General features: G+C 68.4%; 25 protein-coding genes and 1 pseudogene. 12 read left to right on the top strand and 14 right to left on the bottom strand.

Annotated elements, in window-relative coordinates; genetic code table 11:
- Positions 1–94: 94 nt before the first annotated feature.
- Positions 95–703 carry a redoxin domain-containing protein gene (locus ACMYLB_RS11925; protein WP_415907225.1) on the bottom strand — a complete coding sequence of 203 codons (609 nt, stop codon included), beginning with the start codon at positions 701–703 and terminating at the stop codon, positions 95–97.
- Between the two features lie 199 nt (positions 704–902).
- Here ACMYLB_RS11925 and ACMYLB_RS11920 point away from each other — a divergent pair, with 199 nt between their 5' ends.
- From ACMYLB_RS11920 to dtd, 7 genes are all read left to right on the top strand, one after another.
- Positions 903–2,276 (top strand): exosortase/archaeosortase family protein, encoded by a 1,374-nt coding sequence (locus tag ACMYLB_RS11920; protein ID WP_415907224.1) that lies wholly within the window; start codon positions 903–905, stop codon positions 2,274–2,276.
- Positions 2,219–2,461, top strand: coding sequence for a hypothetical protein (locus ACMYLB_RS11915; RefSeq protein ID WP_415907223.1), 243 nt, complete (start codon positions 2,219–2,221; stop codon positions 2,459–2,461). Before ACMYLB_RS11920 ends, ACMYLB_RS11915 begins: the two co-directional genes overlap by 58 nt.
- Before the next feature lie 169 nt (positions 2,462–2,630).
- On the top strand, positions 2,631–3,290 hold the full coding sequence (locus tag ACMYLB_RS11910) for a sigma-70 family RNA polymerase sigma factor (protein ID WP_415907222.1): 660 nt from the start codon (positions 2,631–2,633) through the stop codon (positions 3,288–3,290).
- Positions 3,287–3,475, top strand: coding sequence for a hypothetical protein (locus ACMYLB_RS11905; protein ID WP_415907221.1), 189 nt, complete (start codon positions 3,287–3,289; stop codon positions 3,473–3,475). The genes ACMYLB_RS11910 and ACMYLB_RS11905 overlap by 4 nt, the downstream gene beginning before the upstream one ends.
- Positions 3,476–3,486: 11 nt before the next feature.
- Complete coding sequence (locus ACMYLB_RS11900; RefSeq protein ID WP_415907220.1) at positions 3,487–4,128, top strand: anti-sigma factor domain-containing protein; 642 nt, start codon at positions 3,487–3,489, stop codon at positions 4,126–4,128.
- Between the two features lie 96 nt (positions 4,129–4,224).
- A complete protein-coding gene (fabV, locus tag ACMYLB_RS11895; protein ID WP_415907219.1) occupies positions 4,225–5,412 on the top strand; it encodes an enoyl-ACP reductase FabV in 1,188 nt (395 codons plus the stop codon).
- Positions 5,413–5,428: 16 nt separating this feature from the next.
- The gene (gene dtd / locus ACMYLB_RS11890) at positions 5,429–5,881 is read left to right on the top strand and encodes a D-aminoacyl-tRNA deacylase (RefSeq protein ID WP_415907218.1); all 453 of its coding nucleotides are present in this window, start codon (positions 5,429–5,431) and stop codon (positions 5,879–5,881) included.
- A gap of 3 nt (positions 5,882–5,884) precedes the next feature.
- Here the strand turns inward: dtd and ACMYLB_RS11885 are convergent.
- Positions 5,885–6,708, bottom strand: a pseudogene (locus ACMYLB_RS11885) (isocitrate lyase/PEP mutase family protein).
- Between the two features lie 135 nt (positions 6,709–6,843).
- Between ACMYLB_RS11885 and ACMYLB_RS11880 the strand changes: the two are divergent.
- The gene (locus ACMYLB_RS11880) at positions 6,844–9,045 is read left to right on the top strand and encodes a DPP IV N-terminal domain-containing protein (protein ID WP_415907217.1); all 2,202 of its coding nucleotides are present in this window, start codon (positions 6,844–6,846) and stop codon (positions 9,043–9,045) included.
- A 22-nt stretch (positions 9,046–9,067) separates the two neighbouring features.
- On the opposite strand, the gene ACMYLB_RS11875 is transcribed toward ACMYLB_RS11880, so the two are convergent.
- The 9 genes from ACMYLB_RS11875 to ilvE all read right to left on the bottom strand — a co-directional run bounded on the left by ACMYLB_RS11875 (position 9,068) and on the right by ilvE (position 18,048).
- Complete coding sequence (locus ACMYLB_RS11875; RefSeq protein ID WP_415907216.1) at positions 9,068–9,754, bottom strand: SDR family oxidoreductase; 687 nt, start codon at positions 9,752–9,754, stop codon at positions 9,068–9,070.
- Positions 9,755–9,840: 86 nt separating this feature from the next.
- Positions 9,841–10,251 carry an ExbD/TolR family protein gene (locus ACMYLB_RS11870; RefSeq protein WP_415907215.1) on the bottom strand — a complete coding sequence of 137 codons (411 nt, stop codon included), beginning with the start codon at positions 10,249–10,251 and terminating at the stop codon, positions 9,841–9,843.
- Positions 10,248–10,811: a MotA/TolQ/ExbB proton channel family protein gene (locus ACMYLB_RS11865; RefSeq protein WP_415907214.1), complete on the bottom strand. Its 564-nt coding sequence runs from the start codon at positions 10,809–10,811 to the stop codon at positions 10,248–10,250. The genes ACMYLB_RS11870 and ACMYLB_RS11865 overlap by 4 nt, the downstream gene beginning before the upstream one ends.
- Before the next feature lie 111 nt (positions 10,812–10,922).
- Positions 10,923–11,189, bottom strand: coding sequence for a hypothetical protein (locus tag ACMYLB_RS11860; protein WP_415907213.1), 267 nt, complete (start codon positions 11,187–11,189; stop codon positions 10,923–10,925).
- Positions 11,122–12,702, bottom strand: coding sequence for a hypothetical protein (locus ACMYLB_RS11855; RefSeq protein WP_415907212.1), 1,581 nt, complete (start codon positions 12,700–12,702; stop codon positions 11,122–11,124). The genes ACMYLB_RS11860 and ACMYLB_RS11855 overlap by 68 nt, the downstream gene beginning before the upstream one ends.
- An 88-nt stretch (positions 12,703–12,790) precedes the next feature.
- Entirely contained in the window at positions 12,791–15,337 is a 2,547-nt protein-coding gene (locus ACMYLB_RS11850; protein WP_415907211.1) for an ATP-dependent Clp protease ATP-binding subunit, read from the bottom strand.
- Between the two features lie 24 nt (positions 15,338–15,361).
- Positions 15,362–16,444, bottom strand: a complete 1,083-nt coding sequence (locus ACMYLB_RS11845; protein WP_415907210.1) for a protein arginine kinase — start codon at positions 16,442–16,444, stop codon at positions 15,362–15,364.
- Between the two features lies 1 nt (position 16,445).
- Positions 16,446–16,955: a UvrB/UvrC motif-containing protein gene (locus ACMYLB_RS11840; RefSeq protein WP_415907209.1), complete on the bottom strand. Its 510-nt coding sequence runs from the start codon at positions 16,953–16,955 to the stop codon at positions 16,446–16,448.
- 226 nt (positions 16,956–17,181) lie between these two features.
- Entirely contained in the window at positions 17,182–18,048 is an 867-nt protein-coding gene (gene ilvE, locus ACMYLB_RS11835; protein ID WP_415907208.1) for a branched-chain-amino-acid transaminase, read from the bottom strand.
- An 86-nt stretch (positions 18,049–18,134) separates the two neighbouring features.
- Between ilvE and ACMYLB_RS11830 the strand changes: the two genes are divergently transcribed.
- The 4 genes from ACMYLB_RS11830 to ACMYLB_RS11815 all read left to right on the top strand — a co-directional run bounded on the left by ACMYLB_RS11830 (position 18,135) and on the right by ACMYLB_RS11815 (position 23,434).
- Positions 18,135–18,887 carry a type II secretion system protein gene (locus ACMYLB_RS11830; protein WP_415907207.1) on the top strand — a complete coding sequence of 251 codons (753 nt, stop codon included), beginning with the start codon at positions 18,135–18,137 and terminating at the stop codon, positions 18,885–18,887.
- Between the two features lie 287 nt (positions 18,888–19,174).
- Complete coding sequence (locus tag ACMYLB_RS11825) at positions 19,175–20,779, top strand: putative manganese-dependent inorganic diphosphatase (RefSeq protein WP_415907206.1); 1,605 nt, start codon at positions 19,175–19,177, stop codon at positions 20,777–20,779.
- A 76-nt stretch (positions 20,780–20,855) separates the two neighbouring features.
- Complete coding sequence (gene glnS / locus ACMYLB_RS11820; protein ID WP_415907205.1) at positions 20,856–22,664, top strand: glutamine--tRNA ligase; 1,809 nt, start codon at positions 20,856–20,858, stop codon at positions 22,662–22,664.
- Between the two features lie 89 nt (positions 22,665–22,753).
- Positions 22,754–23,434 carry a YceH family protein gene (locus ACMYLB_RS11815; RefSeq protein WP_415907204.1) on the top strand — a complete coding sequence of 227 codons (681 nt, stop codon included), beginning with the start codon at positions 22,754–22,756 and terminating at the stop codon, positions 23,432–23,434.
- Positions 23,435–23,483: 49 nt separating this feature from the next.
- Here ACMYLB_RS11815 and ACMYLB_RS11810 read toward each other — a convergent pair whose 3' ends face one another.
- Genes ACMYLB_RS11810 through ACMYLB_RS11800 form a run of 3 tightly spaced genes read right to left on the bottom strand, consistent with a single transcriptional unit; the run spans position 23,484 to position 24,639 of the window.
- Positions 23,484–23,651: a hypothetical protein gene (locus ACMYLB_RS11810; RefSeq protein ID WP_415907203.1), complete on the bottom strand. Its 168-nt coding sequence runs from the start codon at positions 23,649–23,651 to the stop codon at positions 23,484–23,486.
- A 46-nt stretch (positions 23,652–23,697) separates the two neighbouring features.
- Entirely contained in the window at positions 23,698–24,105 is a 408-nt protein-coding gene (locus ACMYLB_RS11805) for a YciI family protein (RefSeq protein WP_415907202.1), read from the bottom strand.
- 33 nt (positions 24,106–24,138) lie between these two features.
- Positions 24,139–24,639: an AAA family ATPase gene (locus tag ACMYLB_RS11800; protein WP_415907201.1), complete on the bottom strand. Its 501-nt coding sequence runs from the start codon at positions 24,637–24,639 to the stop codon at positions 24,139–24,141.
- Between the last annotated feature and the right edge of the window lies 1 nt (position 24,640).

Raw genomic sequence — 24,640 nt, 5'->3', positions numbered from 1 at the left:
CGCGCGCACGACGCGCGCATCTCACGACACAACGAAAAAGCCGGAGCGCCAGGCTCCGGCTTCGGATCACAATCGGATTCGCGCGGCGGCGGGCTCAGTATTTCACCGAGCAGCCGTAGGGCGCCGTCGAGGCGTGCGTGACCGGCTTGCCGGCCTTGATCTCGGCCAGCGCGGCCTTCACGTAGTTGGTCGCCTTGGCGATGTCGTCGGGATTCGCCGAGCGGATGCTGTCGATGCCACCTTGGTAAAGCAGCGTCCCCTCAGGCGAGATGATGAAGAGGTGCGGCGTCGTGCGCGCATCGTAGAGCTTGCCCACCTTGCCGTCCTGGTCGCGGAAGTAGCCCGTGGCGGTCGCACCGACGCGCTGCTGCCAGGCTTTCGCGCGGGCCGCATCGAAGTCGCCCTGCTTGCCGGCGGCCGCCGAGTTGATCTGCAGCCAGACTGCACCGTCCGCGGCCGCGGCCTTCTGCGTGTCCTGCATGTTGGTCGATTTCTCGTAATGTTTGATCACGAACGGGCACTCGGGATTGACCCATTCGAGCACGACGATCTTGCCCTTGAAGGAAGAGAGCGAGTGCGATTGGCCGTTCAGGTCGGTGAGGGTGAAGTCGGGCGCCGGTTGGCCGACTTCGAGCGCAGCGTGGGCGACGGCGGCGGCGGACAGGGCCGCCACGAGACTGAGGAGGGAGGCAAGTCGGTTCATGGGAATGCGGCCTACCAAACCCAAGTTCCGCGCGGCGTCAAAGCTCCGCCCGGTGGAACGGACCGGTGGCGTTTCCACCCGGAGAATGCGCCTTGCCCGATCCCGCGGGCGTCCTACGGTCGGACGCGCGACGATGCCGCCTCCTGCGCCCCCCCTCCCACGCTCCGTCCGCGACTGGATCATGCCGCCGCTGGTGTGGGTGAGTGCGCCCCTGGCCGTGTTCACAGTCGCGTTCATCGGCCGGCTCTGGGGCGAGTGGACGACCAACCCCGATCTGTCGCACGGGATTTTCGCCCCGCTCGTTTTCGGCCTTCTCCTCTGGGAAGGCACGCGCCACGGCACGCCGCGCTGGCTGCCGCACTCGCCCTGGCTTGGCGGCGCGGCCCTGACCGTCGCCTTGCTGGGCGTGGCGCTTTTCGGCGCCGCCGGGCTGCTGGCGGCCACGGTCGGCTGGGCGCATGCGCTGGTGGGCTTCGTGCTGGCGATGGCGCTGGTCGTCCTGTGGGGCGGCGCGCTGCTCCTGCTGTCGAGCGACCGCGTGCGCGCGCTGCCGTTCAATTGGACGATCCTCACCGCCCTCGGCCTGTGGCTGCTCGCCGCGCCCCTGCCCGAGGGCACCTACCGGCGCGTCATGCTGACCCTCCAGCATTCGGTCACCACCGGCGTGCTGGAATCGCTGCACATCCTGGGCGTCCCGGCCCGGCAGATGGGCAACGTCATCGAGCTCGCCACGACCAGCGTCGGCGTGGAGGAAGCGTGCAGCGGGATCCGCTCGCTCATCTCGTGCCTCTACGCGGGGTTCTTCTTCGCCGCGTGGCTGGTGCGCGGAACCGGCCGTCGCGCGGTCCTGATCGTGATCGCGCCGGTGCTGGCGATCGTGATGAACTTCATCCGTTCCCTGACCCTCACGCTCATGGCCAACGCCGGAACCGACATCACCGGCTTCTGGCACGATGCCACCGGCTACGCCATCCTGGGCCTCACCGCGCTCGTCCTCGCCGGACTCGCGAGCCTGCTCGGTTCGCCGCCGCCGGCTCCGGAGAAAGCCGGTGAACCGGCCATGGCGCGCCCGGCCCCGCCCCGTTTCCTGCTCGGCGGATTCGCCGCGGTCGCGTGCCTGGCGCTCGGCCTGGGCGTGCTTTTCGCCTCGTTCCATCGCAGCGGCGCGCGGACCGCTCCGGCCGTCGCCGCGATCGCCTCGGAGGCGCTCATCCCCGCGTCCGCCGCGGGCTGGCACGTGGAGACGGCGCGCGACCTCTACCGCTTCTCGGGCCTGCTCCGCACGCGCGAGCTGGCGGAGCGCTCCTACTTCCGCCGCACCCCGACGGCGTCGTGCAGATCACGCTTTATATCGCCCACTGGGCGCCGGGCGACGCGTCGGTCAGCTCCGTCGCCTCGCACACGCCCGACGCCTGCTGGCCGGGTGGCGGCTGGGTCCCGGGGCGCGTCCCGGACCCGCAGACCCGCCTGCAAGTCGCGGGCCGCACGCTCGCCGTCGCCGAGCACCGTTTTTTCATGCAGGGCCAGCTGCCGCAGCACGTCTGGTTCTGGCACGTCTACAACGACCGGGTGATCAACTACCGCGACCCCTACTCCGTGTCCGCACTTTTCGAGATCGCGTGGCGCTACGGCTTTCGTCGCGACGGGAACCAGTATTTCGTCCGCTTCTCCAGCAACCAGCCGTGGGAAAAGATCGCGCAGGAGCCGCTCGTGCAGGAGATTTTCACCCGCCTGGCCACCATCGGGCTTTCGCCATGATTTTCTCCACCACCCGCCAGGAACGCCGGATCCTCGGCTACATCGCGTTGCTCCTCGCCCTGGGACTCGTCGGGCTGTGGCTGCTGTAAGGCGGGAAGAAACCAGTTGCCAACCGTGTCGCACGACCAAGGCTGCATCCGCCTGCGCCCCCGGCGCGTAAACCGATGAAATGTGCACGGCCGATCTCTGCGCACCACCGCCCCACTGGCAAATCCGCCAGGCCGGCGCGCCTGTCCGCATGACGCCCGCCGCCCCAACTGAGGCCGCCGGTGATCCGGCCGCCGAGCATCGCGCCCTCGCCGCCGCCCTCGCCCGAGGCGACAAAGCGGCGCTGGGCCGGCTTTACGACCTGCTGGCCAAGCCGCTCTACTCGCTGGCCTTGCGCGTCACCAACGACCCGGCCGAGGCGCAGGACGTGGTCCAGGACGTGTTTCTCCAGCTCTGGAACAAGGCCGCCGACTACGAGCCGAGCCGCGGCAATTATTTTTCCTGGGCCGCCACCCTCACTCGCAACCGCGCCCTCGACCGCGTGCGCATGCGGGCGCGGCGCCAGGAGATCGTCCAGGCCTCGGCGCCGGACATCCTGCCCGCCGACAACGCCGACCTCGATTCGAGCGACAGCCTGTGGCTGCGCGAGAAGGCCACCGCCGTCCGCTCCGCGCTCGGGGCGCTGCCCGCCGAGCAAAAGGGCGCCATCGAACTCGCCTTCTTCAACGGGCTCACCCAGCAGGAAATCGCCCAGAAGCTGGGCGAGCCGCTCGGCACCGTCAAAGCCCGCATCCGCCGCGGCCTGCTCCGGCTGCGCGAATCCCTTTCCTCCCGGCTATGATCGACGAACGCCAAGAGGAACTCGCCGCGCTCTACTCCGCCGACCTGCTCGACGGCACGGCGAAGGCCGCGTTCGAGGCCGAGATCGCCCATCGCCGCGAGCTGGGCGTCCTCGTCGCCGAACTGCGCGAGGCCAACACCGCGCTCGCACTCACGACGCGCCAGGTCGCCCCGCCCCCGCGCTGAAGGCGCGCATCTTGGGCGCGATCGACGCTCCGTCCCGCACCGTAGCGTCCGCCGCGGCGCAGCCGGACAACGTCGTCCCCTTTTCCCTCGCGCGGCTCGCCCCGTGGGGCCTGGCCGCCTGCCTGGCGCTGACCGCCGGCTTCCTCGGCCTGCGCCTGGTTTCGCTGCGCGCGGAGAACGCCGCCCTGCGCACGGAACGCGAGCTCGCCGAAGTCGCCTACAAGATGGCGCAGACGCAGCTCGGCGAACGCACCGTCCTCGCCGAGAAGGTGATCGCCGACCTCGGCGCCCGCCTGAAGCACACCGAGGACCTCAGCCGCCTCAAGATCACCGCCCTCGCCTCGCTCCTCGGCAACACCCCGGAGGCGAAAGCGATCGCCGTCTGGGACCCCGAGCAGCAAAGCGGCCTGCTCACCGTCGAGAAGCTGCCCGCCATCGCCGCCGAGCAGGACTACCAGATCTGGGTCATCGACCCGCAGTATCCGATCCCCGTCGACGGCGGCGTGTTCAAGCCGGACTCCACCGGTCACGCCGTGCTCACCTTCAAGGCCGACAAGCCGGTGAAACAGGCGGCGGCGTTCGCCATCAGCCTCGAGAAAAAAGGTGGCGTGCCCAAGGCCGAGGGACCGCTCGTCCTGCTCGGCAAACAGTAACGCGTTGCGGAACGCCGCGCGGGCTGGCGAGCATAATTTCGCCCCGGGAAAGTTGGCTCTTGTCACTCGGCGGACCGCCCAGAGACTCGCGCGCGTATGATCATCAAACCGAAGGTTCGCGGCTTCGTCTGCGTGACTGCGCACCCCGCTGGCTGTGCTGCTCACATCCAGCAGCAGATTGATTACGTGAAGTCCAAGGGCCCGATCAAGAACGGCCCCAAGAAGGTCCTCGTCATCGGTGCCTCCACCGGTTTCGGCCTCGGCTCGCGCATCACCGCCGCCTTCGGCTCCGGCGCCGCCACCCTCGGCGTGTTCTTCGAGCGCCCCTCCGAGGAGGGCCGCCCGGCCACGCCGGGCTGGTATAACACGATCGCCTTCACCCAGGCCGCCCGCGCCGCCGGCCTCTACGCCGCAAACGTCAACGGCGACGCCTTCTCCGACGAGATCAAGAAACAGGTCATCGAGACGATCGCCCGCGACCTCGGCCAGGTCGACCTCGTCGTCTACTCGCTCGCCTCGCCGCGCCGCCAGCACCCGCGCACCGGCGTCGTGCACAAGTCCACTCTCCAGCCGCTCGGCGCGCCCTACACCAACAAGACCGTCGACACCGACAAGGGCATCGTCAGCGAAGTCACCATCCCGCCCGCCGACGAGGCCGGCGTGGCCGACACCGTCGCCGTCATGGGCGGCGAGGACTGGGAGATGTGGATGCAGGCGCTGCTCGACGCGAAGCTCCTCGCTCCCGGCGCCACCGCGATCTCCTACTCCTACATCGGACCGGTCCACACCTGGCCGATCTACAAGGACGGCACCATCGGCCGCGCCAAGATCGACCTCGAGCGCGCCGCCAAGGCGATCGACGCCCAGCTCAAGGCCGCAGTCGGCGGCCGCGCCTTCATCTCCGTCAACAAGGCGCTCGTCACCCAGGCCAGCTCGGCCATTCCCGTGGTGCCGCTCTACATTTCCATCCTCTACCGCGTCATGAAGGCCAAGGGCCTCCACGAGGCCACGGTCGAGCAGATGCAGCGCCTCTTCGCCACGCACCTCTACAACGGCAACCAGCCGAAGTTCGACAGCGAGGGCCGCGTCCGCATCGACGACTGGGAGATGCGCGACGACGTCCAGGCCGAGGTCTCCAAGCTCTGGCCGCAGGTCACGACCGAAAACCTCGCCCAGCTGACCGACATCGAGGGCTACCGCACGGAATTCCTCAAGATGTTCGGCTTCGGCCTGCCCGGCATCAACTACGACGCCGACGTCGAGCCGCACCTGCCGATGCTCTGAGCCGCCGCGGCGCGTCATGCGAGTCGTCGTCCAGCGCGTCGCCCACGCCCGAGTCACTGTCGAAGGCCGCGTCACCGGCGAAATCGGTCGCGGCCTTCTCGTTTTGCAGGGCATCGTGCCCGACGACACGGCGGCGGACGGCGAGTGGCTTGCGCAGAAACTGGCCCGCCTGCGCATCTTCGAGGACGCCGAGGGCAAGATGAACCTGTCCGTCGCCGACATCGCCGGCGGCATCCTGGTCGTGAGCCAGTTCACCCTGCACGCCAGCACGGCCAAGGGCACGCGCCCCTCGTTCAACGCCACGGCCCGGCCAGAGGTCGCCCGCCCGCTCTACGAGCAATTCCAGCAGCAGCTGGCCGCGGCCCTCGGGCGACCGGTCGCCACCGGCGAATTCGGCGCGATGATGCAGGTCGCCCTCGTCAACGACGGTCCCGTCACGCTCATCATCGACTCGAAGGCCCGGGAGTGAGCGTCAGCCGCGCAGCAGCGGCTTCACGTCGTCGTTCTTGAGAATACGGGCGGTGTAGCCGAAGGTCCCCTGCTCGAGCACCTCCCGCGCCGCCGCGTCCAGCCCGCTGAGCGCGGCGCGATAGAGCGATGCCGCGAGGCTGACGCGGCGCACGCCGGCCGCCTCGAGCTCGCGCAGCGTGAAACCCGCGCCCGGGATGCTGGCCATGAGGTTGACCGGCTTGCGCACCGCCGCGCAGACCCGGCGGATGTCGTCGAGCTGGCGCAAGCCCGGCGCGAACAGCACGTCGGCGCCGGCCGCCTCGTAGGCCTGCAGCCGCCGGATCGTCTCGTCGACGCCTCCGCCGCCGGCATGCAGCAGGTTTTCCGCCCGCGCCGTCACGACGAAGGGAAAGCGAGCGCGCGCGCCGCCGCGACGGCCGCCGCCACGCGCTCCGCGGCGAAGCCGATCTCGAACAGCGGCGCCTGCAGGTCGCCCGTGAAATCCTCGATCGAACCGCCCGCCAGGCCCGCGGCCGCCGCGAGGCGGATCGTCTCGGCCACCGTCTCCGGCGCCGCGCCGAAGCCGTTTTCCAGATCGGCCGACACGGGGATCTCGACCGCGTTCGCGATCAGCCGCGCGTGCGCCAGCGCCTCGTCGCGCGTGAGGGCGTTGTCGGCCCGGCCGAGCAGCGCCGCGGCCGCCGCGCTCGACGTGGCCAGGGCGCGAAACCCGCGGGCTTCGAGCAGGCGGGCCGAGGTCGCATCCCAGGGATTCGGAACGACGAAGATGCCCGCGGCGTGCAGATCGCGAAACGCGCGCGCCTTGTCAGCCAGTCGAGTGTTCATGGTCCCGTTCTTCGCCTCCGCGTGGCCGGAGACGAGCGCGAAGTGCCGCCGCACCGACACAGCGCCGCGCATTTTCACTCGGCCCGGGCCGTTTGCTCCGTCGACATTTGGCAGGCGAACGGCTTCCCTCTTCTCATGCGTTTCCTGTGCCCCCTCGCCCTGGTGGCGATGTCCCTTGCCGCGGCCGTCGGCCTCCGCGCCGACGACGATCCCAGTCTCCGCTACTTTCGCGACCTGGCGGAGACGCGGAACTACACCCTCGGACGCCCGGTGTCGGCCCGGCTCACCCCCGACGGCGAGCACGTCATCTTCCTGCGCGCGCAGCCGCGCGACCCCACGCTGCGCCTCTACGAATTCACCATCGCCGACGGCAGCGAGCGCGAGCTGCTGTCGCCGGAGCAGATCCTCGCCGGCGGCGAAGAGCAGCTCACCGCCGAGGAGAAGTCCCGGCGCGAACGCCAGCGGCAGAGCCTCCGCGGCTTCACCGCCTTCCAGCTGACCAAGGACGGCACACGCCTGCTCGTCTCGCTCTCGGGCAAGCTCTACCTCGTCAACCGCGCCGACCTGAAGTTCACCGAATTGCCCGGCCAGAACTGGATCGATCCGCGCTTCTCGCCGGACGGTCGCTTCGTCGCGGCGGCGAAGGATCGCGAGCTCCACGTCATCGAGCTCGCGACCAACCGCGCGCGGCCGCTCACGACCGGCGCGACCGCCACGCTCAGCCATGGCGTTTCCGAGTTCGTCGCCCAGGAGGAGATGAAGCGCGACGAGGGCTTCTGGTGGTCGCCCGATTCCGCCACGCTGCTTTACCAGGAAACGGACGAGAGCGAGGTCGAGACCCGCTACATCGCCAACGCGCTGCACCCGGAGGAGAAACCCGCCGCGTTCGGCTACCCGAAGGCCGGCTCGCCCAACGCCCGCGTGCGCCTCGGTCTCCTGCCGGCCGCGGGCGGCGCAACCACCTGGGTGCAGTGGGACGCCGCGCGCTACCCCTACCTGGCCCGAGTCAACTGGACCAACGCCCGCGCACCGCTGACAATCCTGGTGCAGAACCGCGAGCAGACCGAGCAGGTGCTGCTGGCCGTCGACCCGCGAACCGGCGGCACGAGCGAGATTCTCAAGGAAACCGACCCGGCCTGGCTCAACCTCGACTACGAGTGCGAGACCCCGGTCTGGACGAAGGACGGCTCACGCTTCCTCTGGACGACCGAGCGCCGCGGCGCTTGGCAGATCGAGCTGCGCGACGCCGCGGGGCGCCTCCTGCGCGAACTCACGCCCACCAGCTTCAGCCTCCGCGGCCTGGTCGGCATCGACGAGACCGCCGGCGTGGTTTTCGCCCGCGGCAGCCTCGACGCCCGCGAGGTGCACCTGTGGCGTTTCCCACTCACCGGCGGTCCCGGTTCGCCGCTCACGCGCGACGTCGGACACCACGGAGCCACCATCGGCGAGAACGGCCAGCGGCTGGTGCACACCTTCGACCGCTTCAACGGCACCTACGGCGTCGACGTCATCGACGGCAACGGTCGGCCGCTCGCCGTGCTGCGCACGGTCGCGGAACCGATGCCCCAGCGCCCGACCACGGAGCTGACCCGGACCAAGAGCGCCCCGTCCTTCGACGCCGCCATCACGCGGCCGCGCAAGTTCGAGGCCGGCAAGAAGTATCCGGTGATCCTCTCCGTCTACGCCGGCCCGACGGCCAAGCGCGTCAACGCCACGATCCGCGACTACCTGCCCGACCAGTGGATGGCGGATCAAGGCTATGTCGTCGTCCGCCTCGACGGCCGCGGCACGCCCTGGAAGGGCCGCGACTGGGAGCGCGTGATCAAGGGCAACTTCATCGACATCGCGCTCAACGACCAGATCGCCGGCCTGACCGCCCTCGCCGCGCAATACCCCGAGCTCGACCTCGCGCGCGTCGGCGTGACCGGCTGGTCCTTCGGCGGCTATTTCAGCGCCATGGCCACGATCCGTCGTCCGGACTTCTTCCGCGCCGGAGTCGCGGGCGCCCCGGTGGTGACGTGGGAAAACTACGACACGCACTACACCGAGCGCTACCTCGGCCTGCCGCAGGCCCATCCCGAGGCGTATCGCGTCAGCGACGTCACGACCTACGCGAACGAGCTGCGCCGCCCGCTGCTGCTGATCCACGGCCTCACCGACGACAACGTGTATTTCCAGCACACGCTGCAGCTCGCCGACGCGCTGTTCATGGCCGGCCGGCCCTACGAGCTGCTGCCGATGCTCGGCACGCACATGGTCAGCGACCCGGTGGTGAAGCTGCGCCAGCAACAGCGCGTCATCGAGTTCTTCAACCTGAACCTCAAGGGCGCGCAATAGGCGCGCCCGCCGTGCGCCGCGCTCACTCGTGCGCGTAGCGCGGCACGGTGGCGGGGCGGCCGTTGTCCTTGGGCCCGAGCTCGAGGATGAACGGCGCGGCGGTCTTCGCCCACTCCGTCGGCTTCACGTAGCTGCTCGCACCGTCGGACCACGCCTGGCGCAACATGTCCGTGTCGATCACGCCCGGATTCAGCGGCACGGCGGCCATGCCCTTCGGCAATTCCTGCGCGAGCGCCTGCGTGAGCCCCTCGATCGCATACTTCGATGCGCAATATGGCGCGACCTCCGGCGACGTGCTGCGGCCCCAACCGGAGCTGAGCGTCACGATCGTGCCCGTGCCGCGCGCGATCATGTGCGGCGCAAAGTGACGGATGACCGTGGCGACGCCTTTGACGTTGATGTCGATCAGTCGATTGAACTCCTGCGCCGGCACTTTCCAGAGCGGCGCCGGCTGGTTCATCACCGCCGCGTTGCAGATGAGCACGTCGGGCGCAACGTCCGGTCCGCACAGCTTCGCGGCCCAAATCGAGACCTTGGTTTCGTCGGTCACGTCGACGACGGAGAAATCATGCGGCGCCGGATGCGAGAAGCGCAGGTCGAGGATCTCCGCGCTGCGTCCGCAACCCGCCACCGTGTGCCCGTTGGCGATATACCACTCGGCGAGCGCGCGCCCGAGTCCCTTGGTGCAGCCGGTGATGACGATGAACATGAGGAGTTGAGGGTCGCTGGTTGAGTGTGGAGAGACCCAATCCGTCTTCTCTCAACCCTCAACTCTCAACTCAAAACTGGCGCGCCTCAGCGCGACTGCAGCCGGATCTTGTTCAGGCCGTTCTTGCGGCAGATGTCCATCGCGCCGGTGATGTGGCGCAGCGGCGTGTTCTCGTCCGAGCGGATGAGGACGGTGATGTCCTTGCTGATGCCGCCGACCTCGTGGATGAGCTTCTCCAGCTCGTCGAGCGACACCTTGCGGCTGCGCGCGCCGGACTGGAAGGTGAACTCGCCCTCCTTCGTGATCGTGATGGTGAGGGAGTCCTTGAGCTCGCTCTTGCCCGCCGTCTCCACCTTCGGGAGCGTCAGGTTCATGGTCGCCACCGAGCGGAACTGCATCGTGACGAACGCGAAGAAGATCAGCATCACGAGCACGTCGATCAACGGCACGAGGTTCATCTCGGGCCGCTTCCGGCGGCGTTGATGGAGGCCGCTCATGACTGGCGATTGCGGCTGAGCACGCGCTCGAGGAGCACGTCGATCTGCACGGCGTAGTTCTCGACCTTGCGCTGCAGGTAGCCGCCGCCGACCAGCGACGGGATGGCAATGCAGAGACCGATGACGGTCGCGGAGAGCGCGAGGGCGACGCCCTTGGTGAACGCCACCGGGTCCGGCAGGCCGGTCTCGGGCGAGATCTGCGAGAAGACCTGCAGGAGGCCCGTGACCGTGCCGGTGAGGCCGATGAGCGGCGCGGCGGCGTAGATGACGTCGAGATACGGGATGCCGCGCTCCATGCGGTTGATCTCGAGGCGGGCGAAGGCCTTCACGGCGTCCGGGTCGTCCTTGTGCTGCTCCGCGTAATCGAGCACCCGGGCCAGCACGGAGTGCTTGCCGCCGGCGAAGGGCTTGTTCTGGAAGACGGCGTCGACCAGGTCGTCGGGCAGCACGGCCGCCTTGCGGAGGGCGTAGATGCGTTCGCAGATGATGAACACCGCGGCGATCGAGCAAAGAGCGAGTGGATAGATCAGGAGGCCTGCGCCCCGGAAGACGTCAAACATGGGAAGATTTGGAGTGAACCGGGCGGTAAGACTCGCACAAGCAGGAAAAGGTTCATCTTTCCGTCCGGAATTTTCCTATGACGTTCCGCCCGGCCAGCCGGTTGCGGGGGTTCAGGATCCTTTCCGCAACTCGGCGGCGAGTCGGTCGATCTCGCCCTCGATCTGGCTGCCCTTCGGCACGCGCAGGGTGCGGCGGGCGCGATCGAGCGCGTTCAGGGCGTTCGCCACCTCGCCCCGCTGGCGCAGGTGGTCGACGAACGGCCGGACCACCTTGTCGAAGAAATCGATGCCCGCGCCGCCGCCGTAGGTATCAAGCAGGCGCTGGTAGGTGCGAAACTGGGTGGAAATGTCGTCGGACTGCAGGCTGCGTTGGAGCATCTCCCCCGCCTGCTGGTAGCTGAGGTCGATCCGGTTGCCCTGATACTTCCGCACCAGCCGCTGCTCCTCGGCCGCCGCCAGGCTCCTCGCCGCGCTCGCGCAGGCTGGCGACGAGCTGCCGCCCGAAGGCCAGCTCGAGATCCGGATAGCGTCCGAACGCCGCCATCGCCTCGCGCAGCGTGCCCTCGCGCTCGCGCCGGTCGACCGCCGCCGCCGGCTGGGCGGCGATGAGCACCTGCCAGGCGTGGAGATTGCGCCGCTCGCGGTTGACGGCCTCGCGCGCAGCGCGGAGGGCCGCCGCCGGGTTGCCGGCGCGCAGATACTCCTGGGCGAACTCGGCGTGGATCTCGGAGAGCTGGTAGAGCGGCAGCGCCCGGAAGCGCTCGGAAACGAACGCGAGCTCGTGGTCGGTCATCTCGCGCCACGTCTGCGGGTCGCGCACCAGGCCCGCCACGAACTTCTGCTCGGCGTAGCGCCCGGCGTCCATCACCCAGCCGTTGGGCGACAGGAAGCCGAACCAGGCGTGCCGGCCGTCGAGCCCGGCGCCGCGGAAAAGCAGCGTGGGCACGCCGCGGGCCTTGCCGGCGTTGGCGGCGAAATACGCTTGGTCGACGCAGATGCCTCCCTCGCGCAGGATCGATTGCAGCGAATAATCGGCACCCGGCCACGTGAACTGATTCTTCACCACCCGGTCCTGGCGGTAGCGGACCATGTCGTAGGCCTTCGCCAGTTCCGACAGCGGAGGGGTGACGTTCTGCCGCGCCCAGACCAGTTCGGAAAACGGCGTGCTCGTATCGACCACGAACTTCAGCTCGGCCGCGGGCAGATGCTTCAGCTGGTGCGCGGCGATGTTCGCGCGGTCGAGCTTGACCCAGTAGTTGAAGGCCGCGAGCGGGTCCGGCAGGCGGCGCGGCAGCAGCCGCGCGCTCACCTGGCCGTGCGGCCAGTCGGGCGGCGGCGGCACGTCGTAGACGACGGCGATGGCGAGCGCGAGCGAGGCGTAGTCGGCGAAGTCGGCCGCGGCCCCGGCTCGGAGCCGGGCGAGAAGCGCGAGCACCTCGCAAGGGTTGTCCTGCGGCGACAGCGTCGCGAAGAACTCCTGGGAAAACGCCGGGCTGCCGACGAGCCAGCGCTGGAGTTCCGGGCTGAGCAATCCGCTCAGCGAGCCCGCCGGCAGCGCATACTGCAGCGGCATGTTGGCGTGCGCGCCGCCGGCGGTCTCGACCGCCTTGATCCAATCCTCCAGCGCCTGCCGGCGCGGCGTGCCCAGGAGCCGGGCCCAGCGGTAAAGCAGATACCATGGCGCGGCCCCGGCCGGCTCGCGCTCGTAGGCGGCGAGCGCCGCGGCGCGAAGCGCCGGCACCGCGCGCCCCCACCCGTCACGCGCCGCCGCGGCCACGAGCGCGTCGAGCCGCGCGGCGGACGGCGGACGCGCGAGTTCATCCGCCGGAATCGACGCCTCCTGCGCGCCGAGCGGCACGAACAGGAGGGCGAGGATCGGGAGCAGTCGCACGCCGGCAGGAAAGCGGGCGGCGCGCGACGCGACAACAAAAAGCCCGCCGGGGTGCGGCGGGCTGAAAGCGCTCAAGGCGGGGACGCGCTCAGGACGACACGCCGGTGTCGGCGGTGGGCGTCTTCTGCTTGAACTCGAGCTTGTCGCCGTTGCGCACGACAACGATCGGGTCGCCTTCCTTCACGTCGCCGCGGAGCATGGCCTCGGCGAGCGGGTCCTCGAGGTAGTGCTCGACGGCCCGGCGCAGCGGGCGCGCGCCGTATTTCTCGTCGTAGCCCTTCTCGATGAGCAGGAGCTTCGACTCGGGCGAGAACTCGAGGAGGATGTGGCGCGCGGCGAGGCGCTTGCTGACCTTCGTGACCTCGATGTCGACGATCTTGATCAGCTCCTCCTTGCCGAGCGGCTTGAAGACGACGAGGTCGTTGATGCGGTTGAGGAACTCGGGCTTGAAGACGCGCTTGGCCTCCTCGAGCACCTTTTCCTTGAGCTTGTCCTGGTCGTGGAAGTCCGATTTCGCCGCGGCGGCGAAGCCCATGGTGGTCTGGTTCTGGATCAACTTCGCGCCGACGTTGGTCGTCATCAGGATGATCGTGTTGCGGAAGTCGACCGTGCGGCCGAGCGAGTCGGTCAGGCGGCCGTCCTCGAGGATTTGCAGCATGAGCTGCACGACATCCGGGTGCGCCTTCTCGATCTCGTCGAAGAGGACGACGGAATACGGGCGGCGGCGAACCGCCTCGGTGAGCTGGCCGCCCTCCTCGTAGCCGACGTAGCCCGGAGGCGAGCCGATGAGGCGCGAGACGGAGAACTTCTCCATGTATTCGGACATGTCGATCTGCACGATCGCGTCCTGCGAGCCGAAGATCTGCGCGGCGAGCTGCTTGGCGAGCTCGGTCTTGCCGACGCCGGTCGGTCCGAGGAACATGAACGAGCCGATCGGGCGGCGCGGATCCTTGAGGTCGGCGCGGCTGCGGCGCAGGGCGCGCGCGATCGCGACGGTGGCGGGATCCTGGCCGATGATGACCTTCTGGAGTTCCTGTTCGAGGGTGAGCAGCTTCTCGCTCTCCTTCTTCTCGAGGCGGCTGAGCGGGATGCCGGTCCAGTCGGAGACGACCTGGGCCATCATCTCCTCGTCGATGACGACGCGATGCTCGTCCCGGGTCTTCTTCCACTCCTCGATCATCTGCTCCTGCTTGGCGCGGAGCTGCTTCTCCTTGTCGCGATATTTCGCGGCTTCCTCGAAGTGCTGGGCGGCGATGGCCTGCTCCTTCTGGGCGCAGACCTCGTCGATCTCCTTGGTCATCTCCTCGATTTCCGGCGGGCGGTTGAGCGAGCTGATGCGCGCGCGCGAACCGGCCTCGTCGAGGACGTCGATCGCCTTGTCGGGCAGGAAGCGGCCGGTGATGTAGCGATCCGAGAGCTTGGCGGCGGCCTCGACGGCCTTGTCGGTGAAGGTCGCCTTGTGGTGCTCCTCATACTTGCCGCGGATGCCCTTGAGGATGATGACGGTGTCCTCGACGGAGGGCGGCTCGACCTTCACGCTCTGGAAGCGGCGGTCGAGGGCGGAGTCCTTCTCGATGTATTTGCGATACTCGTTGAGGGTGGTCGCGCCGATGCACTGCAGCTCGCCGCGCGAGAGCGCGGGCTTGAAGATGTTCGAGGCGTCCATCGCGCCCTCGGCGGCGCCGGCGCCGACGATGGTGTGCAGCTCGTCGATGAAGATGATGACGTTCTTGGCGCGCTTGATCTCGTCCATCACCGCCTTGATGCGCTCCTCGAACTGGCCGCGGTATTTCGTGCCGGCGACCATGAGGGCGAGGTCAAGGGTGATGACGCGCTTCTCCGCCAGGATCTCGGGGACGTTGCCCTTGGCGATCTCCTGGGCCAGGCCCTCGACGATCGCGGTCTTGCCGACGCCGGCCTCGCCGACGAGCACCGGGTTGTTCTTGGTGCGACGGCAGAGGATCTGGATGACGCGGCGGATCTCGTTCTTGCGGCCCACGACCGGGTCCATCTCGCCCTTGCGGGCGAGTTCGGTGAGGTCGCGGCCGAAGGCCTTCAGGGCCGGAGTCTTGACTTCTTTCTTGTCCTCGGGGCTGGAGCGCGAGGAGGACGGCTCCTCGCCGCCGCCACCCGCCCCGGCCGCGCCGGCGCCTCCCGCCCCGCCCTCGCCGCCCTGGCCGGCGGAGAACTGCGGGTCGAGTTCGCGGAGGATCTCGTTCCGGGTCCGCTCGATGTCGATGTCGAGCGACTTCAGCACGCGGGCGGCCACGCCCTCGCCCTCGCGGAGGAGGCCGAGGAGGATGTGCTCGGTGCCGACGTAGGAATGGTTGAGGGCCTTGGCCTCCTTGCCGGCGAGCGCGAGGACCTTCTTCACGCGCGGCGTGTAGGGGATGCTGCTGGCGGGCGTCTTGCTCTCCTGGCCGGTGCCGACCTGCTTCTCGACCTCCCCGCGGACGGTTTCCAGGTCGAGGCCCATCTTCTGCAGCACGCTGACGGCCACGCCCTGCCCGAGCTTGATCAAGCCCAACAACAGGTGCTCCGTGCCGACGTAATTGTGGTGGAAGCGGTCGGCCTCCTTGCGAGCCAGCGCGAGCACTTGCTGCGCGCGCGGCGTGAAGTTGTTCATGGGTTCCATGTGGGCTTTCGAAAGTAAAATCGGTTACTTGGTGGCGTTACTGAAGTCCGGACCGGGCACTTTGGCAAATTCCGCCCGGAGCAGCTGGCCGCGCATGACGTCGCGCTGGCCGGCCTCGACGGACTCCTTGACGGAATGCTGGATGTGCCCGGGCTGGCATTCGATGAAAAGGCGGTCGATGACCGCGCGCTGGGTGTCCGGGAAGATGCCGAGATCGATGCCGAGGCGGATGAGGGAGAGGAGGTTCATCGCCTCGCCGGAATTGAGCAGGAAACCGTGCTGGAGGATGCCGTAGGCGCGGCCGATCTTGTCGAAGAGCTTGGTCTGCTCGCCCTCGAGGAGCTTCTCGCGGGCGTTCAGCTCCTGCTCGATGATCGTGTTCAGCACGCCGGTGAGGTGCTTGATGATGTCCTCCTCGGTCTCGCCGAGCGTGGTCTGGTTCGAGATCTGGAAGATCGAGCCGCTCGCGTCCGAACCCTCGCCGAACAGGCCGCGCACCGCCATGCCGAGCTGGTTGACGGCGCGGACGACCTTTTCCATCTGCCCGGAGATCACGAGCGCCGGCAGGTGCATCATGGTCGAGGCGCGGATCGCGGTGCCGAGGTTGGTCGGACAGGCGGTGAGGTAGCCGAGCTGCGGGTTGAAGGCGTAGTCGAGGTGCTCCTCGAGCTCGGTGTCGAGCGCGTCGATGGTGTTCCAGACCTTCTTGAACTGGAAGCCGGCCCGCAGGACCTGGATGCGCAGGTGATCCTCCTCGTTGATCATCACGACGCAGGACTGGTCCTTGCTGATCACCATGCCGGCCCCGGCCTTGGCGTGACTGAGCTCGCGGCTGATAAGGTGGCGCTCGACGAGGATCTGGCGCTCGAGCTCGGAGAGGTCCTCGACCGCGACGGCGAGCCCGCGCTTCATCTGCGGGAGCGACGAGACGGCCTGCAGGCAGGTGCCGAGGACTTCGCGGCGCTGCGCCTCCTTCGCCCAGCCGGGAAACGGCAGGCGGGCCAGGTTGCGGGCGAGGCGGATGCGCGTCATGAGCACGACCGCGCTCTTGCTGGCCGAGGTGTCGGTCAGCTCGGAAGGGGCGGCGATGAGATCGTTGATCTTCATGTCAGCTGGGCTGGCGCGTCTTCTTGCCGACGGCCTGGCGGACCTGCGTGATCTCGTCGCGGTAGCGCGCGGCATCCTCGTAACGCTCGGTCTTGATCGCCTGGTCGAGTTCGCTCTCGAGCTGCGTGAGGCGCTCGTAGAGCGACTTCCGCTCGATCGCCTTCTGCGGGATCTTGCCGATGTGCGCCGTGCCCTTGTGCATGCTGTCCAGCACCGGCTCGAGCGTGGCGGCGAAGGCCTCGTAGCAGGCCGGGCAGCCGAAGCGCCCGGTCTTCTTGAAATCCTGCTGGGTGAAACCGCAGACCTCGCACCGCAAATCGCCGCGCGGCTCGGGATTGAGCGAGGCCTTCACGAGGAGATCGGCCAGCGAGAAGCCGCTGGGATCGGTCACGCCCTTCGCCTGGGCGCACGCCTCGCACAGGTCAACCTTGTGGATCTTGTTGTTGACGATCTGGGTGAGATGGACCGTGGCCGGCTTGGAACACAGGTCGCATTTGAGAGAGTTGGCCATGTAAATTCGTGGAGGTGACGCGGTCAACAGCAAGCCCGTCGTTTGAACGCCGGTGGCCCGCCGGACCGCTGTCCTTTGACGATTGTGAAAATGCCCAAACTCACTCGGGAAGCAAGTGCGCAGTCCTCTCCGCGTGCGGCATCGTTCGGCCCCGCCGACGACGCCGACAACCGCGTCCGGGACGCAAGCCCGCCGCGCCGGTCCTGCGCCGCGCGGACCGCGGCGCTCAGAGGCGCACCCCTTCGCGGGTGACGCGCTGGCGGAACTCCGCGAGGAGCCGGTGCGTGACCGGGCCGGGCTTGCCCTGGCCGATGACGCGACCGTCGAGCTTCACGACGGGAATCACCTCGGCGCCCGAGCCGGTGAGGAAGCACTCGTCCGCGCACCAGACATCATAGCGCGTCAGGTTCTGCTCGGCGATCGGCAGGCCGAGCGTGCGGGCGATGTCGAAGATCGTGTCGCGCGTGATGCCCTTGAGCGCCCCCTGCGCCGCCGACGGCGTGTAGATCGTGCCCTTGTGGACGATGAAGACGTTGTCGGCCGTGCATTCGGCGACATAGCCTTGGTCGTTGAGCATGATCGCCTCGAGCGCGCCGGCCTGCCGCGCTTCGATCTTGCCCAGGATGTTGTTGAGGTAGTTCAGCGACTTGATCGTCGGCGGCAGCGCCGCGGCGTTGATGCGGCGCGTGGGCACGGTCACGATCGCCAGGCCGTTGTCGTAATACTCCTTCGGGTAGAGCTGGATCGTGCTCGCGATGATGAACAGGCTCGGCTTCGCGCACAGCCACGGCGCCAGCCCCAGATCGCCCACGCCGCGCGTCACCACGAGCCGGATGTAGCCGTCGCGAAGATTGTTCCGGCGGCAGGTTTCGCAGGTGGCCTCGATCAGCTGCGCGCGCGTCAAGGGCAGGTCCAGCAGGATGGCCTTGGCCGAGTATTCGAGGCGCTCGAGATGCTCGACGAGCCGGAAGACGTTGCCCTCGTAGAGGCGGATGCCTTCGAAAATGCCGTCGCCGTAGAGAAGGCCGTGATCGAAGACTGAGACCTTCGCGTCCGCCGCGTCCACATACTTGCCGTCGAGATAAACGATCATTCCCGCACCCAAGCGCGCTCGTGTCACAAAGGCGAGAATGGGCTTGCGGTTATTTTTCCCTATGACTCGACTCGCGTCCTCTTGCTATGCTTCTTGGCGACCGCCGCAACGCAGGCTTCACGCTCATCGAGCTCCTCACGGTCATCGCCATCATCGGTATCCTCGCCGCCCTGATTTTCCCCACCGTCGGCAAGGTGCGCGAAACCGCCCAGCGCACGGTCGACGCCAACAATCTCCGCGAGATCGTGAAGGCCGCGCAGCTCTACGCCGCCGACAACAACGACCGCCTGCCCGAGCCGCAGGCGATCGCCGCGCAATACCCCGGTCTCGGCCAGGGCCCGTTCGCCTGGGCCGGCATCCTCGCCCAGCGCGGCATCCTGAAGGACCCGACCTTCTACTTCGCCAAGAACGACCCGCAGTTCAACGGCACCTACCCGACCGCCATCGTCAGCGCCGCCAGCAACACCACGCTCGACGCCTCCTTCGCCACCAACCGCGTGCTCTCCTTCGAACTCGTCGGCGGCCTGCGCATGGGCGACGGCCCGACGGTCCCGGTCGCCTTCACCCGCGGCCTGCTCGCCACCGGCCAGTGGAGCGCCGAGAACGGCGCCTATAAGGACACCGGCGGCCACATCGCTTTTCTGGGCGGCAACGTCCAGTTCTACCCCAACACCAGTGAGGCCGCCAATCAGCTCACGCTGAACAACGGCCGGAAGGGCAGCAACGTGCTGCAGGCTCTGCCCTTCAACAGCACTGCAGCAGGCAATCCGAGAGTCTACGCGACGCCCCCGGCCGGAGTCGGCACCCTAGCCGGCACCCCCGCCGAGCGCGCCTCGTAGGCGATTAGTCAGCACAGACCCGCCATTGCTTTCGGCTAAAAACAAAAGCCCGGCCCGCACAGGCCGGGCTTTTTTCTTTTCCTGCGCCCGCCCGCGCCTACGTTCGTCCGCTTCCCGGCGCGCTGCGCCCGGCATGTGGCCTCCCCCATGCCACGCGACAGCCTCGCCCTCCCTTCCCTTTCCCGCCAACTTCACCCCGTGCCGACCGTCCCGCCCTTCCCGTCCGACGCCCCCCGATCTTCGTTGTCGGCCACAAGAACCCCGACGCCGACTCCATCTGCTCGGCCGTGGCCTACGCCGCCTTCAAGGAGGCCCGCGGCGAAAAGGGCTACGTCGCCGCCCGCTGCGGCAACTCCAACGCCCGCATCGACGCCATCCTCGCCCGCTTCCACACCCCGCTGCCGCTCTACCTCGCCGACGTCCACCCGCGCGTCCAGGACGTCATGGTCCAGGACGTCCACAGCCTCGCGGAAAACGCCACCTGCGCCGAGGCTCTGGAGTTCATCGACCGCTACAGCCACCGCGTCGTCCCGGTCGTCGACGTCGCGCAGAAGCTCGTCGGCACCATCGGCACGCCCGCCCTCGCCCACGCCTTCCTCCCGCAGATCTCCGAGCCCAAGCGCATGCGGCTCGTGAACACCGACCTCCACTCCATCGCCCGCACCCTGCGCGCCGAGGTCGTGCATCTCGGCGCCACGCCCGAGCAGGTCGAGGAGCTCTACGTGCGCATCGGCGCCATGGACATCGCCTCCTTCTGGCGCCTCTCCCAGGCCGAGGGCATCCCCGCCGAGAAATCCATCATCGTGGTCGGCGACCGCAGCGACATCCAGCAGCGCTCCATCGAACTCGGCGTCCGCCTCCTCGTCATCACCGGCGGCAAGCGCGTGCACCCCGCCATCGCCGACGCCGCCCAGGCCCGGGGCACCACGCTGTTCATCAGCCCCTACGACTCCGCCACTACCGCCTGGCTCATCCGCACCGCCGGCCGCCTCGCGCCGATCGTGGACCGCAACTTCGCCACGGTGAACGCCGACAGCCGCCTCGCCGACGTCCGCCGCAAGGTCGGCGGCTCCGCCGCGCCCGCCTTCATGGTCATGGGCGACAACGGCCGCCTCGCCGGCATCCTCACCAAAACCGACATGCTCAAGCCCGTGCCGACGCGCCTCGTGCTCGTCGACCACAACGAGCTCACCCAGGCCGTCCCCGGCGCGGACGAAGTCACGATCACCGAGATCATCGACCACCACCGCCTCGCCCCGATGGCCACGCCGCAGCCGATCTTCTTCCTCAACGATCCCGTCGGCTCCACCTGCACCATCGTCGCCGACCTCTTCCGCCGCTACGGCCTCAAGCCCACGGCGGACCTCGCCGGCCTCATGATGTCCGGCCTCATCTCCGACACCCTCCTGCTCCAGAGCCCGACCTCCACGGCCAAGGACGCCGACATCCTCGCCTGGCTCGAGTCCCACGCCGACATCAAGGCCAAGGCCCTCGCCGAACTCATCTTCAGCTCCGGCTCCGTCATCCTCGCCAGCCCGCCCGCCAAGGTCGTGCGCTCCGACTTCAAGATCTACGACGAGGAGGGCACCACCTTCTCCGTCTCCCAGGTCGAGGAGCTCGGCTTCGACAACTTCTGGGCCCACGCGAAGGATATCTCCGCCGCCCTCGGCGAGCTCCGCGACGCCGAGAAGCTCAGCTTCGCCGCGCTGCTCGTCACCGACATCAACACGCAGAACTCCCTCCTCCTCGTGAAGGGCGAGCCCGAGTTCATCCGCAAGATCTCCTACGCCCACGTCGAGCAGGACGAAATCTTCGACCTCCCCGGCGTCGTCTCCCGCAAGAAGCAGCTCATCCCCTACCTCACGAGCCTGCTGCGGGAGATGCGGGGCTAGCGCCGACGCACCGGCGGATCGCCGCCAAACTGCGCCATTGCATCCCGGCGGCCGCCTCCGCAACGTGGCGACTCCTATGTCCGCCGAGAACACGTCACCCGCCACGCCCACGCCCGCTCCGAGCGACTTCATCCGCGACATCGTCGCGCAACATGTCGCCGAGCAGCGTTACGCGAAGATCGTGACGCGCTTCCCGCCCGAGCCCAACGGCTACCTCCACATCGGCCACGCCAAGTCCATCTGCCTGAACTTCGGCCTCGCCCGCGAAAACGCCGGCCAGTGCAATCTCCGCTTCGACGACACCAATCCCGTCAAGGAGGACGTCGAATACGTCGAATCCATCACGACCGACGTGAAGTGGCTCATCGACGGCTGGGCGGACCACTGCCTCGGCTTCAAGGCCAAGGGCACCACGCCCGCGCCGCAGACCGTGAACGGCAAAACCGATTTCCATCTGCCCGCCGTCGATCCCGCGCAGATCAAATCCCACCTCTCCGGCGACAAGGTCGAGCCGTTCTTCGCCTCCGACTACTTCCAGCCGCTCTACGACTACGCGGTCGAACTCATCAAGCGGGGCAAGGCCTACGTCTGCGACCTGACGCCGAAGGAGACCGACGAATACCGCGGCGCGCCCGACAAGCCCGGCCGCAATTCGCCCTACCGCGACCGCAGCATCGCCGAGAATCTCGATCTCTTCACCCGCATGCGCGCCGGCGAATTCCCCGACGGCGCCCGCACGCTGCGCGCCAAGATCGACATGGCCTCGCCCAACGTCTGGTTGCGCGACCCGCTGCTCTACCGCATCCGCCACGTCGCGCACCACCACGCCGGCAGCGGCTGGTGCATCTACCCGCTCTACGACTACGCGCACTGCCTCAGCGATTACCTCGAAGGCATCACGCACTCCATCTGCACGCTCGAGTTCGAGGTGCACCGCCCGCTCTACGACTGGATCCTCGAGTCGCTCGAGCTCCCGCGTCCGCTCCCGCACCAATACGAGTTCGCGAAACTCAACCTCGCCTACACGCTCGTCTCCAAGCGCAAGCTCCTGACCCTGGTGAACGAGAAGGTCGTCGCCGGCTGGGACGACCCGCGCATGCCCACGATCTCCGGCCTCCGCCGCCGCGGCATCCCCGCGCCCGCGCTGCGCGAGTTCGTCACCAGCGTCGGCGTCACCAAGGCCGATTCCCTCACCGAGGCCGCGGTCTTCGAGAACATCGTCCGCAATTACCTCAACGGCACCGCCCACCGCCGCCTCGCCGTCCTCAAGCCGATCAAGGTCGTCCTCACCAACATCCCCGCGGGCGAGGTCGTCCTCTGCGACGCCACCAACAATCCGCAGGACGAGACGCCGACGACGCGCAAGATCTCACTCACGCGCGAGGTCTACATCGAGTCCGACGACTTCGCCGAGGTCCCGCCGCCGAAATATTTCCGCCTCAAGCCGGGCGGCGAGGTGCGCCTGAAATACGCCTGCATCATCAAGCTCGACGAGATTGTGAAGGACGCCGCCGGCGCCATCACCGAGCTCCGTTGCACCGCGCAGCTCGACACGCGCGCCGGCCAGCCCAACGCCGACAAGAAGGTCAAGGGCACCATCCACTGGGTCAGCGCCGTGAAGTGCGTCGACGCGGAGGTTCGCCTCTACGACCGCCTCTTCACCGTGCCGGAGCCGGCGGCCGAGGAGGATTTCCTCAAGGTCGTGAACCCGAAGTCGCTCGAGACCGTCACCGCCAAGCTCGAGGTCTCCCTCGGCACCGCCACGCCGGCGGAGCACTTCCAGTTCGAGCGCCTCGGCTACTTCACGCTCGATGCGAAGGATTCGCGTCCCGACCACCTCGTCTTCAACCGCACGATCACGCTCAAGGACACCTGGGCCAAGTAAGCGCTCGCCTCGGCAGGGGCCGTTGCCCCCAACGGCCCTTCGAGGGTGCTTGAGGGCAAGCGCCCCGCCTAGTCGTCACACCGCAGTCGATGAACCCACTCCCGCCCCTCGACGCCATCGAAGCCCGCGTGCTCGGCGCCCTGATCGAGAAGGACCTGACGACGCCGGACTACTATCCGCTGTCGCTGAACGCGCTGGTCAACGCCTGCAACCAGATCAACAACCGCGAGCCGGTGATGGCGCTCGGCGAGCCCGACGTCACCCGCGCGCTGGACAAGCTCCGCGACAAGCGCCTCGCCGTCGTCATCACCGGCGGCGACAGCCGCGTGCTGAAGTTCGCGCACAAGGCGCGGGAAGTCTTCGAGCTCTCGCGCCCGGAAGTCTCCCTGCTCTGCCTGCTCCTGCTCCGCGGCCCCCAGACCGTCGGCGAACTCCGCGGCCGCAGCGGCCGTATGCACGAATTCGCCGATCTCAACGACGTGCAGGCCACGCTCGGCCGCCTCGCCCAGCGGGAAAACCCGGAGCAGCCCGCCCTCGTCGCGCTGCTCCCGCGCGCGCCCGGCACGAAGGAATCGCGCTATGCCCACCTGCTTTCCGGCGAACCGGTTGCGCCCGCCGCCGGCGTCGCGCCGGATCACGCCGCGCCCGTGACCCCGCTCTCGTCCGACACCGCACGCCTCGCGCAGCTCGAGGCCGACAACGCCGACCTCAAACGCCAACTCGCCGACCTGCGTCGCGAGTTCGAGGACTTCCGGAAGAAGTTCGAATAAAAAAGGCCCGCGACGCGCGGGCCCGAAAACCGTCGAATCCGCCGGAAGCTCAGTGCTTCTTGTGATGCTTCCGGTGCTTGTGGTGCTTGTGGTGCTTCTTGCCGCCGTTCTTGGCCACCTGCGGCGTGGAGGTGACGGGCGCCGTGACGGTTTCCGCGAAGGCGGAGGCCGTGAGGAGGCTGAGCGCGACCACTGCGAGCGAGAGGAGTTTCTTCATGGGTGCCGAAGACGCCGCGGCGCAGAAACGGTTACGGGTTACGCGATCAAGCCTGCGGCGGCCGTCCGCGCACCTCGGCCAGCACGGGGCTCACCGCCGCGAGCGGCCGCACTTCCACGGTCAACCCGTGCGGCAGCCCGGGACATTGCCGCGCGATCGCGGTCGCCTCGTCGAGCGACTCGACCGTGAGCATGATGTAGCCACCGACGACCTCCTTCGCCTCGGCAAACGGTCCGTCCGTGACGCGGCCTTCCGGCCCGGACACCACGCGCCCGTCGAGCGCGAGGGGCTGGCCGTGCGAAACTTTCCGCTGCGCGGCGAGGCCGTCATACCAGTCGTTCCATTGGCGGGCGAGCAAGGCGCGGCCTTCGGGAGTCAGGTGCGCATGCGCTTCCGGGCCGGCGTTGCGGAAGAGCAGCATGTAGCGCGAGATCGGCTGGGATGGCGTGGACATGCGCGCGAAGTGAGCGCGTCGAGTTGCGAGGCGTCAATCGCTCTGCGACGAAACCGCCACTACGTCAGCAGCCGGCGGCTCGAAGCGCGCTCGAAAGCCGTCCCACGCCGCGCCGTTGATCTCCAGCACGCGCCCACCGGCCGCGGTGCGCGCGAGCGTCCGCGCCCGGGCGACCGCGTCCTCGCAGCGCACGACGTGCAGCACGGCCGCGGCGCCGATCTCCGCCGCGCGCCGCCGGGCGTCATCTCGCTCCGCTCGCGTCCAGAACCCCCAATCCAGGATCACCTCGCCGCCGGTCGCAACGACCCGCGCCGCTTCCTGCCACAACTCCTTCGTGATCGCGCGCGCGAACTCCGCAAATCTCTCCGCGGGCGGATTGGTGCCGTGCCGCGCCACCATCCGCTCGTCATGCCCCAGGATCACCGCGCCGCGCTCGGCCGCGAGGCGGCGCGCCAGCGTCGTCTTGCCGCAGCCCGGGAGCCCGCACAGCAGGTGCACGAGCGGACGGCCGGATCGCTCGGACGCCGAGGCCATC

Source organism: Oleiharenicola sp. Vm1 (assembly GCF_047777955.1).
Classification (GTDB): domain Bacteria; phylum Verrucomicrobiota; class Verrucomicrobiia; order Opitutales; family Opitutaceae; genus Didemnitutus.
The sequence above is the reverse complement of the archived record's forward strand: the minus strand, read 5'-3'. Positions and strand labels throughout refer to the sequence as shown.